The sequence below is a fragment of the Streptomyces sp. NPDC058619 genome, from assembly GCF_042717785.1.
Taxonomy (GTDB): Bacteria; Actinomycetota; Actinomycetes; order Streptomycetales; family Streptomycetaceae; genus Streptomyces.
In genome coordinates, this window is record NZ_JBHXQN010000008.1 from 152,990 (window position 1) to 168,901 (window position 15,912).

The 15,912-nt window shown below is 73.0% G+C and carries 15 protein-coding genes; 6 read left to right on the forward strand and 9 right to left on the reverse strand.

The genetic code is table 11. The annotated features are described in order from the left end of the window. Window positions 1-168: 168 nt before the first annotated feature. On the forward strand, window positions 169-798 hold the full coding sequence (locus tag ACFWTC_RS11170; RefSeq protein WP_384028996.1) for a lysophospholipid acyltransferase family protein: 630 nt from the start codon (window positions 169-171) through the stop codon (window positions 796-798). Window positions 799-806: 8 nt separating this feature from the next. Here ACFWTC_RS11170 and ACFWTC_RS11175 read toward each other — a convergent pair whose 3' ends face one another. The 3 genes from ACFWTC_RS11175 to ACFWTC_RS11185 all read right to left on the reverse strand — a co-directional run bounded on the left by ACFWTC_RS11175 (window position 807) and on the right by ACFWTC_RS11185 (window position 4,452). Beyond that, window positions 807-2,282 carry a membrane-associated oxidoreductase gene (locus ACFWTC_RS11175; protein ID WP_384028998.1) on the reverse strand — a complete coding sequence of 492 codons (1,476 nt, stop codon included), beginning with the start codon at window positions 2,280-2,282 and terminating at the stop codon, window positions 807-809. 77 nt (window positions 2,283-2,359) lie between these two features. Beyond that, on the reverse strand, window positions 2,360-3,904 hold the full coding sequence (locus tag ACFWTC_RS11180; protein WP_384029000.1) for an MFS transporter: 1,545 nt from the start codon (window positions 3,902-3,904) through the stop codon (window positions 2,360-2,362). Beyond that, a complete protein-coding gene (locus ACFWTC_RS11185) occupies window positions 3,901-4,452 on the reverse strand; it encodes a TetR/AcrR family transcriptional regulator (protein ID WP_383925896.1) in 552 nt (183 codons plus the stop codon). Before ACFWTC_RS11185 ends, ACFWTC_RS11180 begins: the two co-directional genes overlap by 4 nt. A gap of 89 nt (window positions 4,453-4,541) precedes the next feature. Between ACFWTC_RS11185 and ACFWTC_RS11190 the strand changes: the two genes are divergently transcribed. Further along, complete coding sequence (locus ACFWTC_RS11190) at window positions 4,542-5,069, forward strand: HAD domain-containing protein (RefSeq protein WP_384029002.1); 528 nt, start codon at window positions 4,542-4,544, stop codon at window positions 5,067-5,069. An 89-nt stretch (window positions 5,070-5,158) separates the two neighbouring features. Here ACFWTC_RS11190 and argH read toward each other — a convergent pair whose 3' ends face one another. Further along, a complete protein-coding gene (gene argH, locus ACFWTC_RS11195; protein ID WP_383925890.1) occupies window positions 5,159-6,586 on the reverse strand; it encodes an argininosuccinate lyase in 1,428 nt (475 codons plus the stop codon). A gap of 355 nt (window positions 6,587-6,941) precedes the next feature. On the opposite strand from argH, the gene ACFWTC_RS11200 reads away from it, so the two are divergent. From ACFWTC_RS11200 to ACFWTC_RS11210, 3 genes are read left to right on the forward strand one after another with little or no spacing between them, the layout of a single operon-like run. Then, on the forward strand, window positions 6,942-8,357 hold the full coding sequence (locus tag ACFWTC_RS11200) for a HEAT repeat domain-containing protein (RefSeq protein WP_384029004.1): 1,416 nt from the start codon (window positions 6,942-6,944) through the stop codon (window positions 8,355-8,357). A gap of 11 nt (window positions 8,358-8,368) precedes the next feature. Beyond that, window positions 8,369-8,950 carry a pyridoxamine 5'-phosphate oxidase family protein gene (locus ACFWTC_RS11205; RefSeq protein ID WP_383925882.1) on the forward strand — a complete coding sequence of 194 codons (582 nt, stop codon included), beginning with the start codon at window positions 8,369-8,371 and terminating at the stop codon, window positions 8,948-8,950. A 6-nt stretch (window positions 8,951-8,956) separates the two neighbouring features. Beyond that, window positions 8,957-9,643, forward strand: a complete 687-nt coding sequence (locus ACFWTC_RS11210) for a L,D-transpeptidase (protein WP_384029012.1) — start codon at window positions 8,957-8,959, stop codon at window positions 9,641-9,643. A 100-nt stretch (window positions 9,644-9,743) separates the two neighbouring features. On the opposite strand, the gene ACFWTC_RS11215 is transcribed toward ACFWTC_RS11210, so the two are convergent. From ACFWTC_RS11215 to argC, 5 genes are read right to left on the reverse strand one after another with little or no spacing between them, the layout of a single operon-like run. Then, window positions 9,744-10,280, reverse strand: a complete 537-nt coding sequence (locus ACFWTC_RS11215) for an arginine repressor (RefSeq protein ID WP_383925879.1) — start codon at window positions 10,278-10,280, stop codon at window positions 9,744-9,746. A 7-nt stretch (window positions 10,281-10,287) separates the two neighbouring features. Next, a complete protein-coding gene (locus tag ACFWTC_RS11220) occupies window positions 10,288-11,493 on the reverse strand; it encodes an acetylornithine transaminase (RefSeq protein WP_383925876.1) in 1,206 nt (401 codons plus the stop codon). Beyond that, window positions 11,490-12,446 (reverse strand): acetylglutamate kinase, encoded by a 957-nt coding sequence (argB, locus tag ACFWTC_RS11225; RefSeq protein ID WP_383925873.1) that lies wholly within the window; start codon window positions 12,444-12,446, stop codon window positions 11,490-11,492. The genes ACFWTC_RS11220 and argB overlap by 4 nt, the downstream gene beginning before the upstream one ends. Next, the gene (argJ, locus tag ACFWTC_RS11230; protein WP_383925871.1) at window positions 12,443-13,615 is read right to left on the reverse strand and encodes a bifunctional glutamate N-acetyltransferase/amino-acid acetyltransferase ArgJ; all 1,173 of its coding nucleotides are present in this window, start codon (window positions 13,613-13,615) and stop codon (window positions 12,443-12,445) included. Before argJ ends, argB begins: the two co-directional genes overlap by 4 nt. After that, entirely contained in the window at window positions 13,612-14,640 is a 1,029-nt protein-coding gene (gene argC / locus ACFWTC_RS11235) for an N-acetyl-gamma-glutamyl-phosphate reductase (protein ID WP_383925868.1), read from the reverse strand. Before argC ends, argJ begins: the two co-directional genes overlap by 4 nt. A 222-nt stretch (window positions 14,641-14,862) precedes the next feature. Between argC and ACFWTC_RS11240 the strand changes: the two genes are divergently transcribed. After that, window positions 14,863-15,900 carry a PP2C family protein-serine/threonine phosphatase gene (locus ACFWTC_RS11240; protein ID WP_383925865.1) on the forward strand — a complete coding sequence of 346 codons (1,038 nt, stop codon included), beginning with the start codon at window positions 14,863-14,865 and terminating at the stop codon, window positions 15,898-15,900. The last annotated feature ends 12 nt before the right edge of the window (window positions 15,901-15,912 follow it).

The following is a 15,912-nucleotide window of genomic DNA, read 5'->3' on the forward strand; positions in this document are numbered from 1 at the left end:
CAACACCGCGTATCCGACGCGTGAACCCGATGTGCGATCAGAGCCGACCCGCGAGTATCGTCCTCACCTGCACTACCGCCGTGTGGTGGCGTGTGCGAACCGCTTTTCGATGCCGGAGGGCCCACGTTGTTCCGTACCGCGCTCATCAAAGCCACTGTCGGACCGGTCATGCGCATGATGTTCCGCACCCGTGTGGAGGGCATCGAGAACATTCCCGGGACCGGGCCGGTGATTCTGGCGGGCAACCACCTCACCTTCATCGACTCGATGATCCTGCCGCTGGTGTGCGACCGTACGGTCCACTTCATCGGCAAGGACGAGTACGTGACGGGCAAGGGGGTCAAGGGCCGCCTCATGGCGTGGTTCTTCACCGGCTCCGGGATGATCCCCGTCGACCGCGACGGCGCCAACGGCGGGGTCGCGGCCCTGATGACCGGCCGCCGGATCCTCGAAGAGGGCAAGGTCTTCGGCATCTACCCCGAGGGCACCCGCTCCCCCGACGGCCGCCTCTACCGCGGCCGCACCGGCATCGCCCGGCTGACCCTGATGACCGGCGCCCCCGTGGTCCCGTTCGCCATGATCGGCACCGACAAGCTCCAGCCCGGCGGCGCCGGCATGCCGCGGCCGGGACGGGTCACGGTCCGCTTCGGCGAGCCGATGGAGTTCTCCCGCCACGAGGGCATGGACCGCGACCGTTACGTGCTGCGCGCCGTCACCGACTCGGTGATGGCCCAGGTCATGCGCCTCTCGGGCCAGGAGTACGTGGACATGTACGCCACCAAGGCGAAGGCCGCGTAGGGCCGCGGCTACTGCCGTTGGAGGGACCGGCTGACACCCGCCGCCGTCGTGGTGGCGAGGATCCAGCCGGTCACGATCAGCAGGTACGACAGCCACTGGTGCCAGCCGCTCGGCGCGTACGCGGACTCCTGTCCGAAGCCGACGATCGGCAGCATCAGGTCGAGCGTGTAGAACACCGGGTTGAAGTCCGGCGCCTCCCCCGCCTTGAGGGGCCGCGGCGGACCGGTCCAGTAGGCGACGACCCCGGTGGCCAGCAGCGCCAGCAGCCAGCCCGCCGCGCGCATCGGCCGGAACCCGTAGCCCACGGTGACGTCCTGGAGCAGGCCCCAGGCGCGGGCGTGCCGGGGCAGGGTGCGGCGGTGCCGGCGCAGCTTGGCGAGCTGGACGGTACGGGCGGCGGCCTCGTCGCCGGCCGTGCGGTACGCCGCGGCGAGCTGTTCGTAGGCGTACGGCAGGTAGCCCGTCTCCTCGCGTTCCAGCGCGGGGAGCCGTTCCTCGGCGGGGAGGTGCGGGGCCAGGGTCCGGTAGGTGAGTCCGTCGATGCGGATCTCCTGCGGCCAGGTCTCGGGGGGCATGTGCAGCCGGTCGAACTGGGAGCGCCGCAGGTTCAGGCTGCCCTGGATGGTCTCGCAGGAACGCAGCCACACCTCGCCGACCAGGCAGCTGGAGGCGCGCAGGGCGACGCCTCCGGGGTTGAGGAAGCGGGCGTAGGCGAAGTTGAGCTGGCCCGGTATGCGGGAGCCCGTCAGGTTGACGCGGCCGCGGGCCTCCATCCGCATGGCGCGCAGGTCCGTGCCGACGGTCAGGGTCTCGGCGTGCAGGGCGGTGCCGCCGGGGGCGAGCAGCCGGGCGCCGTCGAGGTTGATCTGGCCGCCGACGGTGGCGCCGTTGATGCGGGTCTGGCCGTGGACGGTGAGGTCCATCGCGATGACGTCGGTGCCGATGTCGGCGTGGTTGAACTGGAGGATCGGTTCGCCGCCCTCCTCCTCGACGCCCGGGCGGCCGATGACCGCGCGCTGGAGGAAGAGGCCGCCGGCTATCCGGGCGCCGGACAGCCGGACGGGCCCGGTGATCGTGCAGCAGGGCATCCGCAGGACGACGTCGATGCTGACGGAGGTGGCGGTCAGCCCGGGCAGCGCCGAGTCGCTGAGCACCAGGGCCCGCAGCTGGGCCCCGTACACGAGGGGTTTGCGCTCGAACCAGCAGCCGCGCAGCCGGATCGCGTGCTCCACCACGGCGTACTTCAGGTCCAGCTTGCCCGTGATCCGGGCGCCGCGGACGTTGAGTCCGGCGACCAGGCCGGGGGTGCTGCGGCCGTTGATCAGCAGGGCCGTGATCACCTCGGCGCGCACGGTGCGCTCCGGACCCCAGCCGTCGCCGTCGGCGGCGTCCTCGTCCGGGCCGGCCCGGAAGTCGACGCGCTCGCCGCGCGGAAAGGCGTCCCACAGGCGGCGTTCGGCCGGGGTCAGATCGTTGATCTCCATCGCTGGGGATGGTGTCCCGCGGTCCACGAACTGTCAACTGTGTGCAGGGCGGAGCCTTTTGGCCGGATCACACCTGGTCAGTGCTCGATTCCGTCCTGGAGCTTCTGGCCCTTGAGCAGGAACCAGGTGGCCGCGGCGGTGGCCAGCAGGACGGCCGCCCCGACCCCCGAGGCGAGCCGCAGGCCGTCCACGAAGGCCTCCTGGGCCGCGCCCACCATCTGCTCGGCGGTCTGCGGGTCCAGCTGCTTGGCGGCCTCGACGGCTCCGCCGAGGGATTCGTGGGCGGCGTCCGCGACGGGTGCGGGGACCGAGGCGGGGGCCGTGAAGCTCTGGTAGACGCCGGTGACGACGGAGCCGAGCAGGGCGATGCCGAGCGCGGCGCCGAGCTCGTACGCGGTCTCGGAGACGGCGGAGGCGGAGCCGGCCTGCTCCTTGGGGACGCTGGAGAGGATGACGTCGGCGGTGACGGTGAACGAGAGGCCTGCGCCGAGGCCGACGGCCAGCAGGGCCGCGCCGAGCAGCGGGTAGCCGGTGTCCTTGTGGATCACGGTGAGGACGCCCAGGGCCAGACCGATGGCGGCCAGGCCGCCGACGACTGTCGAGCGCACCGAGTACCTGCGGGCGTAGCGGCCGGCGAGCAGGCCGGTGACCACCGCGCCGACGGCGGCGGGCAGCTCCGCCAGGCCCGCCTCCAGCGGGTCGCGTCCCTGGACGAGCTGGAGGAACTGGGAGAGGAAGAAGACGAGTCCGGAAAGGCCGAAAACGGTCAGCAGGTCGGCGAGGACGGCGCCGGAGAAGCCGCAGTGCTTGAAGAGCCGCATGTCGAGCAGCGGGGACGGCAGGCTGAACTGGCGTCGGACGAACGCGTACAGGCAGGCGCCGCCGATGACGGCGGCCGCCCAGACGCCCCAGGTCGGGCCGTGGGTGGCGACTTCCTTGACGGCGTAGACCACGCCGATGACGCCGACGAGGGAGAGGGCGACGCTGACCAGGTCCCAGGGGCCCGCGACGGGGTTCTTGGACTCGGGCAGCAGCTTGACGCCGACGACGACCAGGACGATCATCACGGGCAGGTTGATGAGGAAGACCGAGCCCCACCAGTAGTGCTGGAGCAGTGCCCCGCCGACGACCGGTCCGACGGCCGCCCCCGCGGAGGCGGCGGCGCCCCAGACGCCGATCGCGAGGCTGCGCTCCCGGGGGTCCTGGAAGATGTTGCGGATCAGCGCGAGGGTGGACGGCATCAGGGTGGCGCCGGCGACGCCGAGCAGGGCCCGGGCGACGATCATCATCTCGGGGCTGGTGGCGTACGCGTTCAGGACGGAGACGGCGCCGAAGGCCGTGGCGCCGACGAGGAGCAGCTTCTTGCGGCCGATGCGGTCGCCGAGGGAGCCCATGGACACGAGCAGGCCGGCGATGACGAAGGAGTAGATGTCGCCGATCCACAGCAGCTGGGTGCCGGACGGCTGGAGGTCCTCGCTGAGGGCCGGGGTCGCGAGCCCGAGCACGGTGGCGTCCACCGCGACCAGCAGGACGGCCAGGACCAGCACGCCGAGCGCAAGCCAGCGCCCGGGGCTCCTCCCCTCCGCCCCCTTGTGCCTGCTCAGCTCTTCGGTTCGGCTCATCGCTCCACACTCCGTCGTGCCCCACCGAGCAGCAACTCGATGATCATGTACTGAAAGTCCTTGGCGGCCACCCGGCCGTCCATCACGGCCCAGGCGCAGGTGCCGATGAGCCCGTAGAGGGCCTCGGTGAGCCAGGCGGGGCTCAGGTCGATCCGGATGTCGCCCTCCTGCTGGCCGCGCCGGAAGAGCGCGCCGACGCGGGCGTCCAGGCGGGCCCATCCCTCGTGGATCCCGTCCCCCTCGAACAGCTGGTTCTCGGTGACGAGGAAGGCCAGCAGCTCCGCGTTGGGTTCCGCCTCGGCGACGAGGCGCCTGAGGGCGTCCACCGCCGTGTCCTCGTCGAGGCGGGCGTTGTCGAACGCCACCTCGAACTCCCGGATGCCGAGCTCTTCGAGCGCGCGTACGAGGGCGTCGCGTCCGGCGAAGTGCCGGTGGAGGGTGGCGCGCCCGATTCCGGCGGCGCGCGCGACCTCGTCCATCGTCGCGGTCGATTTGCGGGAGAGCAGGGCTGCCGCGTCGCGGAGCACCTGGTCACGATCCATGGCCATGAGACAACCATAACCCGAATGAGACACCACTGTCTCATTCACTGGAAAATGGGCTGCCCCCCGGGCCGCCCGGAAGGAATGCTGCCGAGATGAATCCGCCGAACGCGCCCAGGCCGCTGCTGCTGATCGACGTGGACGGGCCGCTGAACCCGTACGCCGCGAAGGCCCGGCGCCGCCCCGAGGGCTACACCACCCACCGGATGCGCCCGACGGGCTGGCGCGAGGCCGAGAGCGCGAAGCCGCTGCGGGTCTGGCTGGACCACGGGCACGGCGAGGAACTGCTCGCCCTGGCGCGGACGTACGACCTCGTGTGGGCGACGACGTGGAAGGACGAGGCCAACGACTGGATAGGCCCGCACCTGGGGCTGCCCCGGCTGCCGTTCATCGACTGGCCGGTGATGCACGGACGCGCCCCGCGCGGGACCTTCTGGAAGACCCAGTACGTCCTGGAGTACGCGGGGACGCGCCCCTTCGCCTGGATCGACGACGACATCAGGGCCGCGGACCGCGAGTACATCGGCATGCACCACCCGGCCCGGACGCTGCTGCTGCGCATCGACGAGCAGGTCGGGCTGACCCGGGCCGACTTCGACGCCCTGGCGGACTGGGCGGAGTGACGGGCGCCTGGCGCGGGCCCGGCCCGGAGGTCCGGAACGCCGGAGGGGCGGCCGGAGCGGATGCTCCGGCCGCCCCTGCGGGCCCGCGGCTACTGCTTGTGGATCGCCCAGGCGTGCTGGATGACCAGGTCGGCCTTCAGCTCGGTCAGCTGGACCGCGACCGCCGACGGGGCGGTGCCTCCGCGGCCGCTGCGCGAGGCCAGGGCGCCCCTGACGTTGAGCACGGTCCGGACCTCCGGGGTCAGGTGCTGCGAGATCTTCGCGAACTGGTCGTCGGTGAGCTGGTCGAGCTCGATGCCCTCGCCCTCGCAGACCTTGACGCACTCGCCGGCCACCTCGTGCGCCACCCGGAACGGCACGCCCTGCTTGACCAGCCACTCCGCGATGTCGGTGGCGAGCGAGAAGCCGGCCGGGGCCAGCTCCTCCATCCGCTCCCGGTTGACCGTGAGGGTGGCCATCATGCCGGTGAAGGCCGGCAGCAGGACCTCCAGGGTGTCGCAGGAGTCGAAGACCGGCTCCTTGTCCTCCTGCAAGTCCCGGTTGTACGCCAGCGGCAGCGCCTTCAGCGTGGCGAGCAGGCCGGTCAGGTTGCCGATGAGACGCCCCGACTTGCCGCGCGCCAGCTCCGCGATGTCCGGGTTCTTCTTCTGCGGCATGATCGACGACCCGGTCGAGAAGGCGTCGTGCAGGGTCACGAAGGAGAACTCCTTCGTGTTCCAGATGATGATCTCCTCCGCGATCCGGGACAGGTTGATCCCGATCATCGCGGTGATGAAGGCGAACTCGGCGACGAAGTCCCGCGAGGCCGTGCCGTCGATCGAGTTGCCGACCGAGCCGCGCTCGAAGCCCAGGTCGGCGGCGACCGCCTCCGGGTCCAGGCCCAGCGAGGAGCCCGCGAGGGCGCCCGAGCCGTACGGGGAGACCGCGGTCCGGGTGTCCCACTGGCGCAGCCGCTCGGCGTCCCGGGACAGGGCCTGCACGTGGGCCAGCACGTGGTGGGCGAAGAGCACCGGCTGCGCGTGCTGGAGGTGGGTCCTGCCGGGCATGGCCACGTCCGCGTGGCTCTCGGCGAGGCCGACCAGGGCGTCCTGGAGGTCGGCGATCAGACCGCCGACGATCCGCGCGTGGTCGCGCAGGTACATCCGGAAGAGGGTGGCCACCTGGTCGTTGCGGGACCGGCCCGCCCGCAGCTTGCCGCCGAGGTCGGCGCCGAGCCGCTCCAGCAGCCCCCGCTCCAGGGCGGTGTGCACGTCCTCGTCGGCGATGGTGCCGGTGAAGGAGCCGCTCGCCACGTCGGCTTCGAGCCGGTCCAGGCCGCCGGTCATGCGGTCGAGCTCTTCGGCCGTGAGCAGGCCCGCCTTGTGCAGCACGCGCGCGTGGGCCCGGGAGCCGGCGATGTCGTACGGGGCGAGGCGCCAGTCGAAGTGGACCGACGCGGACAGCTTCGCGAGGGCCTCGGCGGGGCCGTCGGCGAAGCGGCCGCCCCAGAGCCGGACGTCACCGTTGTTGCTGCTCACAGCTACTGCTCCTCAAGGGGGTGGGTGTGCGACGGCCTCCCCGCCGCGGAGGGTGCGGGGAGGCCGTCGGCGTACTGCCGGTCCTGCTGATGCTGCCGATGCTGCTGATGTTGCCGGTCCTGCTGGTCCTGCCCGCAACTGCCCAACGACTCGGGCGGGGTCGCGATGCGCGACGGTCGCCAGGGACGGGCCGGGGCCCTCCGTACGGCGCATCCAACGGCAGGCATAACTATGCATTAGTCCGTATGTTTCGTCAATCGAGCCCCACCGCACCTCTGTGACCAGCCCGAATATCGGAGGCGCCGCTCCCACCCGCGGCCTAGGATCGGTACGTGACACACCCGGGGGAGGGCACATGGGCGCCAAGGGGCGGCAGGAGACGGAGCGGGGCCGGGCGGCGGCGCAGGCGGTCCTGAGCGGCGCGGCGGGCGGAGCCGGCCCGGTGCTGCCCGTCGCGGGACCGGACGCGTGGACCGCCTTCGACCAGGAGATCCGCGCGTTCCCCCCGTACCGGTACGCAGGCACCGCCCGCCCCGAGGCCGCGCTCTGCCACCCCGACGGACGGATCCGCCAGCAGGCCTTGAGCGCCCCGCACCCCACGCCGGAGCTCGTCGCGATCCGGTGCGCCGACTGGGTTCCCGCCGTACGGCGGCGGGCCCGGCGCGTCCTGGCCGACCTGCTGGCCGCCGACCCGATGCAGGCGCTGCTCCGGCTGACCCCGCTCGTCCTGCGGCTCGGCCGCCGCGAGCAGGGCGCATGGGCGCTGGAGCTGTTCGAGGGGGCGCTGCGCGCCGGGGCCGGCGGCCCCGCCCTGGCCGGGCTGCACGACAGCCCCGACCTGCCCACCCGGCGACTCGCCGCCCGGGTCGCCGTCGGGGCCGGGGCGCCGGACGTACGGGAACTGGCCCGCCGGGCCGCCGCGGAGCGCGACCCGGCGACGGGCCGGACGTGGACGGACGCGGCCCTGGCCCTGGCCGCGGCCGCCCCCGGCGGGCCGGACGCCGAGGCCGTCGACACCCTGCTCGGCGGGCACGGCCCGCTGGTCCGCTCCGCCGGGGTCACCCTGCTGCGGCGGGCCGGACGGGGCGCGGAGGCCGGGCGGTACCTCGGCGACCGCTCCGGGCTGGTCCGGGCCTGCGCCCGCTGGGTGGTGCGCCAGGACGGCGGCGACCCGTACGCCCTCTCCCTCGCGCGCGTCACGGGCCCGGGGCCCGTCACCTCCGCCGCGGTGCTCGGCTTCGCCGAGTGCGCCGGCCGTGAGGACGCCCCGCTGCTGCGGACGCTGCTGGAGCACCCCGTCGGCGCGGTGCGGGCCGGCGCCGTCGCCGGGCTGCGGCTGATCGACACCCACGACACGGGCCTGCTGGAGCCGCTGCTGGACGACCCCGCGCCCGCCGTGGCCCGCGAGGCCTCGCTGAGCCTGCGGGCCTCCGCGGACCGGCTGCACCCCGGCCGGCTGCTGGAGCGCCTCGCGCCGGGGCGCCCGCCGCACACCCGCCGCGCCGCCTACCGGCTGCTGCGCGCGCGGGGCGGAACGGTCTCGCTGCGCGCGTCGGTGGACCTGCTGGCGGACGGCGACGCGGACCTGCGCCGGATCGCCGGGCAGTACGTCCAGAGCCTGTGGTCCCCGTACGGCACCCCCGCCCTGCCGACCGGGGACCCGGAGGTCGGCGTCCTGCTGGACCGGTGCACGGGCCTGTTCAGCGAGCACGTCGTGCACCAGATGCGCCGACAGCTCGGACTCCCCCTCCGCGGGTCCCCGACGAACTGATAATGATCTCCATGGGAAAACTCCACGCACGCATAGACGACCGGCTCCGCAGGTTCATCGAGGAGCAGCCCGTCTTCTTCACCGCCACCGCCCCGCTCGCGGGTGACGGACACGTCAACCTCTCCCCCAAGGGCCGCTCGGGGACCCTCGTCGTCATCGACGACCGGACCCTCGCCTACCTGGACTTCGGCGGCAGCGGCGCCGAGACCATCGCCCACGTCCGCGAGAACGGCCGGATCACGCTGATGTGGTGCGCGTTCAGCGGGCCGCCGAACATCGTGCGGATTCACGGCGAGGGCGAGGCGGTCTTCCGCGACGACCCCCGCTGGGCCGGGCTGGTCTCCCTGTTCGGCGACGCCGACGGACCGGCCGCCCGGGCCGTCATCGTCGTGCGGGCCCGCCGGATCACCGATGTGTGCGGGTACGCCGTCCCCTTCATGGAGTACCAGGGCGAGCGCACCCTGCACGCGGAGTACTTCGGCCGCAAGACGGACGACGAGTTCGCCGCGTACTGCGAGAAGAAGGATTTCATCGGGACCAGCGTCGACGGCCTGCCTGCGCTGCCGCTGCCCCTTCCGCCCCGTACCGTCTGACGTGTGCTGCGTACCGCTCTCGTCACCGGCTCACTGATCGTCACCGCCCTGCTCCCCCAGGGCTTTTCGCCGCTGCCCGCCCGGCTCGCCGACACCGGAGGGGGCAGTCAGCTGATCACCGCGGTCGCCCCCGCGCCCGGGTCGACGACCGGGCGGGTCACCTGGTGGGACCGGCGGGCGGGCCGCTGGTTCGAGGCCGGGAGCGCCGAGGCCCGCTTCGGGGCGAACGGGCTCACCGAGGGCGCGAGCCGCGTCCAGGGCACGAACACGACGCCGACGGGCCTGTACGCGCTTCCCTACGCCTTCGGGATCCGGAGCGCGCCCGCCGGTACGCAGTACCGCTACCGCCGGGTGACGGACGATTCGTGGTGGTGCCAGGACAACGCCTCCGGCAGCTACAACCGCTGGACGGAGCCGCTGCCCGCGGACTGCGCGCCGGGCGAGGCGGAGCACCTGGCGGACTACGGCACCCAGTACGCGCACGCGCTGGTCGTCGCCTTCAACTACGACCGGCCCGTCCGCGGCCGGGGCGCCGGGATCTTCCTGCACGTCAACGGCAGGGGCGCGACGGCCGGTTGCGTGTCCGTACCGGACCGGGCCATGCGGGCGCTGCTGCGCTGGGCGGACCCCCGCCGGCGCCCGCACATCGCGATCGGCACCGGGTCGGGGACCCTGGCGGTGACCCGCTACTGACCCGCGGCCCGCGGGCTGCCGACGCGCCGGCGACCTGCGGCCGACCCGCGGCCGGCGGGCCCGGCGGCGACCGCGCCTGCCGGGCCCCTCCCCCGTGGGGTCAGCCTTCCTTCTGGGCCAGGCGCAGCAGGTGGTCGGCGAGGGCCTGGCCGCCCAGCGGGTCCCGGCTGATCAGCATCAGCGTGTCGTCGCCGGCGATCGTGCCGAGGATCTCGCGGAGTTCGGCCTGGTCGATCGCCGACGCGAGGAACTGCGCGGCCCCGGGCGGGGTGCGCAGGACCACGAGGTTGGCGGAGGCCTCGGCCGAGATCAGCAGTTCCCCGGAGAGCCGCCGCATCCGCTCCTCCTTCGCCGACTCCCCGAGGGGGGCCTGCGGGGTGCGGAAGCCGCCCTCGCTGGGAACCGCGTAGATCAGCTCGCCGTTGGTGTTGCGGATCTTCACGGCCCCGAGCTCGTCGAGATCGCGCGAGAGCGTCGCCTGGGTGACGCTCAGCCCGTCGTCCGCGAGCAGTTTGGCCAGCTGGCTCTGGGAGCGGACGGGCTGCCGGTTGAGGATGTCCACGATCCGCCGGTGCCGTGCGGTGCGGGTCTGCGGGACGGCCTGCCCGACGTGGTCGTTCTCCTGCGCCTGGGTCATCGTCGTCTCATTCTCCGGATCCGTCCCCGTGGGCTGTGTCGAGGATGCCGGGCAGGGCCCGGAGGAACGCGTCCAGCTCGGCCTCGGTGAGTACGTACGGGGGCATCAGCCGTACGACGTCGGGGGCGGGCGCGTTCACCAGGAAGCCGGCGTCCTGAGCCGCCTGCTGCACCTGGGGCGCGAGGGGCTCGGTCAGCACGATACCCAGCAGCAGCCCGGCGCCGCGGACGTGGGAGACGAGCGGGTGGCCGGTTCCCTCGATGCCGGAGCGCAGCTGCTCGCCGCGCTCCTTGACCCGGTCGAGGAGCCCTTCGGCGGCGATCGTGTCGATGACGGCGAGGCCGGCGGCGCACGAGACGGGGTTCCCGCCGAAGGTGGTGCCGTGCTGGCCCGGCCGGAGCAGGTCGGCTGCGGGCCCGAAGGCGGCCACGGCGCCGATCGGCAGACCGCCGCCGAGGCCCTTGGCGAGGGTGACGAGGTCGGGCTCCACGCCCCCGTGGGCCTGGTGCTCGAACCACTGGCCGCAGCGGCCGATGCCGGTCTGGACCTCGTCCAGGACGAGCAGGGTGCCGGTGGCGCGGGTGATCTCGCGGGCGGCCGTCAGGTATCCGGCCGGGGGGACCACCACGCCGTTCTCACCCTGGATCGGCTCGATGACGACGAGCGCGGTCTCCTCGGTGACGGCGGCCCGCAGGGCCTCCGCGTCGCCGTACGGGACGTGCGTGACGTCGCCGGGCAGCGGCAGGAACGGCTCCCGCTTCTGCGGCTGGCCGGTGAGGGCGAGGGCGCCCATGGTCCGGCCGTGGAACCCGCCGTCGGTGGCGACCATGTGGGTGCGCCCGGTCAGCCGGCCGATCTTGAAGGCGGCTTCGAGGGCCTCGGCGCCCGAGTTGCAGAAGAAGACCCTGCCGGGGCGGCCGAAGAGCTGGAGCAGTCGCTCGCCGAGCGCCACGACGGGCTCGGAGACGTAGAGGTTGGAGACGTGGCCGAGGGTGGAGATCTGTCCGGTGACGGCCTCGACGATGGCGGGGTGGGCGTGGCCCAGCGCGTTGACCGCGATGCCGCCGACGAGGTCGGTGTACTGCCGGCCGTCCGCGTCCCAGACCTGGGCGCCGTCGCCCCGTACGAGGGCCAGGGCGGGCGTCCCGTAGTTGTCGGTCAGGGCGCCCCGCCAGCGGTCGCGGTACTCCTGGTTGCCGGTGTGCGCGGTCACTTCGCTCCCCCTTGCGGCTCGTCCGGCACGACCATCGTGCCGATTCCCTCGTCCGTGAAGATCTCCAGCAGGATCGAGTGCTGGACCCGCCCGTCGATCACGCGGGCGGTGGTCACGCCGTTGCGGACGGCGTGCAGACAGCCCTCCATCTTCGGCACCATGCCGCTGGACAGCTCGGGCATCAGCTTGTCCAGCTCGCTGACGGTGAGCCGGCTGATCACCTCGTCGCTGTTCGGCCAGTCCGCGTAGAGGCCCTCGACGTCGGTGAGGACCATGAGCGTCTCGGCGCCGAGGGCGGCGGCGAGGGCCGCGGCCGCCGTGTCGGCGTTCACGTTGTAGACGTGGTGGTCGTCGGCGCTGCGCGCGATGGAGGAGACGACCGGGATGCGGCCGTCCGACAGCAGTGCCTCGATGGCGCCGGTGTTGATGGAGGTGATCTCACCGACCCGCCCGATGTCGACGAGCTCGCCGTCGATCTCCGGGCTGTGCTTGGTGGCGGTGATGGTGTGGGCGTCCTCGCCGGTCAGACCCACGGCGAGCGGCCCGTGCTGGTTGAGGAGCCCGACCAGCTCGCGCTGGACGTGGCCCGCCAGGACCATCCGTACGACGTCCATGGCCTCCGGGGTGGTGACGCGCAGGCCCGCCTTGAACTCGCTGATGAGGCCCTGCTTGTCGAGCTGGGCGTTGATCTGGGGGCCGCCGCCGTGCACCACGACCGGCTTGAGGCCGGCCTGCCGCAGGAAGACCACGTCCTGGGCGAAGGCCGCCTTCAGGTCCTCGTCGATCATGGCGTTGCCGCCGAACTTGATGACGACGACCTTGCCGTTGTGGCGGGTGAGCCAGGGCAGGGCCTCGATGAGGATCTCCGCCTTGGGCAGCGCGGTGTGCTTGCGCGCCGTGCCGGGGTGGGCGCCGGTGCCGGTGCCGGGCTGTCCGGCCTTGTCGCCGCTCATGAGCTGTACGCGCTGTTCTCGTGGACGTACTCGGCGGTGAGGTCGTTTGCCCAGATCACGGCGGACTCGGCGCCGCCCGCCAGGTCCGCGGTGATGCGCACCTCGCGGTCCTTCATGCTCACCAGGTCGCGGTCCTCGCCGACCGAGCCGTTCCTGCAGACCCAGACGCCGTTGATGGCGACGTTCAGCCGGTCCGGGTCGAAGGCGGCCGCGGTGGTGCCGATGGCGGAGAGCACCCGGCCCCAGTTGGGGTCCTCGCCGTGGATGGCGCACTTGAGGAGGTTGTTCCGGGCGATGGACCGGCCGACCTCGACGGCGTCGTCCTCGCTGAGCGCGCCGACGACCTCGATGCGGATGTCCTTGCTGGCGCCCTCGGCGTCGCCGATCAGCTGGCGGGCGAGGTCGTCGCAGACGGTCCGTACGGCCTCGGCGAACGCCTCCTGCTCCGGCACCCGGCCGGACGCGCCGGAGGCCAGCAGCAGCACGGTGTCGTTGGTGGACATGCAGCCGTCGGAGTCGATCCGGTCGAAGGTGGTGCGGGTGGCGGCGCGCAGCGCCGTGTCGAGGGCGGCGCTGTCCACGTCGGCGTCGGTGGTGAGGACGACGAGCATGGTGGCCAGGCCGGGGGCGAGCATGCCCGCGCCCTTGGCCATGCCGCCGACCGTCCAGCCGTCCTGCGAGACGGTGGCGGTCTTGTGCACGGTGTCGGTGGTCTTGATGGCGACGGCGGCGGCCTCGCCGCCGTCGGCGGTGAGGGCGGCGGCCGCGGTCTCGATGCCGGGCAGCAGCTTGTCCATGGGGAGCAGGACGCCGATCAGGCCGGTGGACGCGACGGCGATCTCGCCCGCGTTGAACTCGGCGCCCGTGCCGAGCGCGTTGAGGACGTCCGCGACCTTCTCGGCGGTGGCGTGGGTGTCCTGGAAGCCCTTGGGGCCGGTGCAGGCGTTGGCGCCGCCGGAGTTCAGGACGACCGCGCTGACGGCGGCGCCGCGCAGGACCTGCTCGGACCAGTGCACGGGCGCGGCCTTGACGCGGTTGGAGGTGAACACGCCCGCGGCGGCCAGACGCGGCCCGTTGTTGACCACGAGGGCCAGGTCCGGGTTGCCGTTCGCCTTGATCCCGGCGGCGATGCCCGCCGCCGTGAATCCCTGTGCTGCCGTGACGCTCACGGTGCTACTCCGATCGTGGAAAGGCCGGTCTGTTCGGGGAGCCCGAGGGCGATGTTCATGCTCTGCACCGCGCCGCCGGCGGTGCCCTTGGTCAGGTTGTCGATCGCGCTGACGGCGATGATCCGCCGGACGGACGCGTCGTAGGCGACCTGGACCTGGACGGCGTTGGAGCCCGTGACGGACTGGGTGGCCGGCCACTGCCCCTCGGGGAGCAGCCGTACGAAGGGCTCGTCGGCGTACGCCTTCTCGTAGGCCGCGCGGAGCTGCTCGGCGGTGGTGCCGGGGAGCGCCTTGGCGGAGCAGGTGGCGAGGATGCCGCGCGCCATGGGGACGAGGGTCGGCGTGAAGGAGACGCAGACGCGCTGTCCGGCCACCGGGGAGAGGTTCTGCACCATCTCGGGCGTGTGGCGGTGTCCGCCGCCGACGCCGTACGGGCTGACGGAGCCCATGACCTCGGAGCCGAGCAGGTGGGGCTTGAGGGCCTTGCCGGCGCCGGAGGTGCCGGTGGCGGCGACGATCACGGCCTCGGGCTCGGCGAGCTGCGCGGCGTACGCGGGGAAGAGCGCGAGCGAGACGGCGGTGGGGAAGCAGCCGGGGACGGCGACCCGCTTGGCCCCCGCCAGGGCGGCGCGGGCGCCGGGCAGCTCGGGGAGGCCGTAGGGCCAGGAGCCGGCGTGCGGGGCGCCGTAGAAGGCGTCCCAGTCGGCGGCGTCCTTCAGCCGGTGGTCGGCGCCCATGTCGACGACGAGCACGTCGCCGCCGAGCTCGGCGGCGACGGCGGCGGACTGGCCGTGCGGAAGCGCGAGGAACACGACATCATGTCCCCCGAGGACCTCGGCGGTGGTCGCCTCCAGGGTCCGCCCGGCGAGCGGGCCCAGGTGCGGTTGCAGGGAGCCGAGCAGCTGTCCGGCGTTGGAGTGCCCGGTCAGTGCCCCGATCTCCACCTCGGGGTGCGAGAGCAGCAGGCGCAGGAGTTCCCCGCCCGCATACCCGCTCGCTCCGGCCACCGCTACACGTACTGCCATCGGACCCTCCTCGTCGATGGCATGACTATACGTATCACCGCAGTATTATGCAAAGACACCGCCAACCCCTCCTGCCCCCCGGGGTCCGCGGCCATTCCCGGCCTGTCGCGACGGGCCCCGGCCTCTGCCAGAGCGCCGTGCCCGCATTGCGCGGATATCGTGGGACATGTGATCGAGTCTGGACGACCGCGGCTCCGCAGGCGCCCCGGCCCGGGAAGACTTGTGCGGCTGTCGCCGGTGATCCTGACCGTCGTCATCGCCAGCCTGGCCTACGCCACTCCGCCGGAAATGGCCTTCAGCCGCCTCCTGCCCGCGGCGCCGGCCCTCGCGGCGGCCATGTGGCCGGTGCTCCCCACCGTCCTGCTCGGGACCGTCTGCCTCTTCCTGATGATCGGCCTCGGCCTCGTCTTCCCCGACCTGGGGACGTGGTGGACCGCCGCGGGGATCATCGCGGTGACCGTGGCCGCCGCCTACGGCAGCCACGTCCGGCTCCAGCGGGAGCGCACCCTCTTTCAGGTGCGGCTCGTCGCCGACGCGGCGCAGCAGGTGGTGCTGAGCCCCATGCCGCGCCGCTTCGGCAGCATCGCGATCGAGTCGCTGTACCTCGCGGCCGCGGCGGAGGCGCGCATCGGCGGGGACTTCTACGAGGTGGTCGACACGCCGTTCGGGGTCAGACTGCTCATCGGCGACGTGCGGGGCAAGGGCCTTCCGGCGGTGGGGGCGGCCGCGGCGATCGTCAACGCCTTCCGGGAGGCGGCGTACGACGAGGGCGACATGGTCGACATCGCCCGCAGGCTCGACGCCAGCAGCACCCGGTACAACGCCGCCTTCCCTCCCGAGGGGCCGATGGAGCGCTTCGCCACCGCCCTCCTCGTCGAGATCCCGCACGGGGGCGGCCGGATCGACGTCCTCAACTGCGGACACCCCCCGCCCCTGCTCCTGCACCGCGGGAAGGTCCGCGTCCTCGAATCGGTCACCCCCTCGCCGCTGCTCAGCCTCGCGGAGCTGATCGGCGAGCGGTACACCGTCGACACCTTCGCCTTCGCCCCCGGCGACCTGCTGCTCCTCTACACCGACGGGATCGCCGAGGCCCGCGCCCGCGACGGCGAGTTCTTCCCGCTGGCGGCCTGGATGCACCAACAGCCCCCGACGCCGCCCCGCGAACTGCTCGCGGCGCTCCACCGCGACCTCGTGCGCTACAGCAGGGGACGCCTCGACGACGACATCGCCGCCCTCGCCGTGCGCCTGTACGAGTCCTGAGGCGGGGAGCGG

Bases quoted from the DNA above. Each gene is read 5' to 3' on its own strand.
- ACFWTC_RS11170 (WP_384028996.1), top strand. From the start codon at position 169: ATGCGCATGATGTTCCGCACCCGTGTGGAGGGCATCGAGAACATTCCC.
- ACFWTC_RS11175 (WP_384028998.1), bottom strand. From the start codon at position 2,282: ATGGAGATCAACGATCTGACCCCGGCCGAACGCCGCCTGTGGGACGCC.
- ACFWTC_RS11180 (WP_384029000.1), bottom strand. From the start codon at position 3,904: ATGAGCCGAACCGAAGAGCTGAGCAGGCACAAGGGGGCGGAGGGGAGG.
- ACFWTC_RS11185 (WP_383925896.1), bottom strand. From the start codon at position 4,452: ATGGCCATGGATCGTGACCAGGTGCTCCGCGACGCGGCAGCCCTGCTC.
- ACFWTC_RS11190 (WP_384029002.1), top strand. From the start codon at position 4,542: ATGAATCCGCCGAACGCGCCCAGGCCGCTGCTGCTGATCGACGTGGAC.
- ACFWTC_RS11200 (WP_384029004.1), top strand. From the start codon at position 6,942: ATGGGCGCCAAGGGGCGGCAGGAGACGGAGCGGGGCCGGGCGGCGGCG.
- ACFWTC_RS11205 (WP_383925882.1), top strand. From the start codon at position 8,369: ATGGGAAAACTCCACGCACGCATAGACGACCGGCTCCGCAGGTTCATC.
- ACFWTC_RS11215 (WP_383925879.1), bottom strand. From the start codon at position 10,280: ATGACCCAGGCGCAGGAGAACGACCACGTCGGGCAGGCCGTCCCGCAG.
- argB (WP_383925873.1), bottom strand. From the start codon at position 12,446: ATGAGCGGCGACAAGGCCGGACAGCCCGGCACCGGCACCGGCGCCCAC.
- argC (WP_383925868.1), bottom strand. From the start codon at position 14,640: ATGGCAGTACGTGTAGCGGTGGCCGGAGCGAGCGGGTATGCGGGCGGG.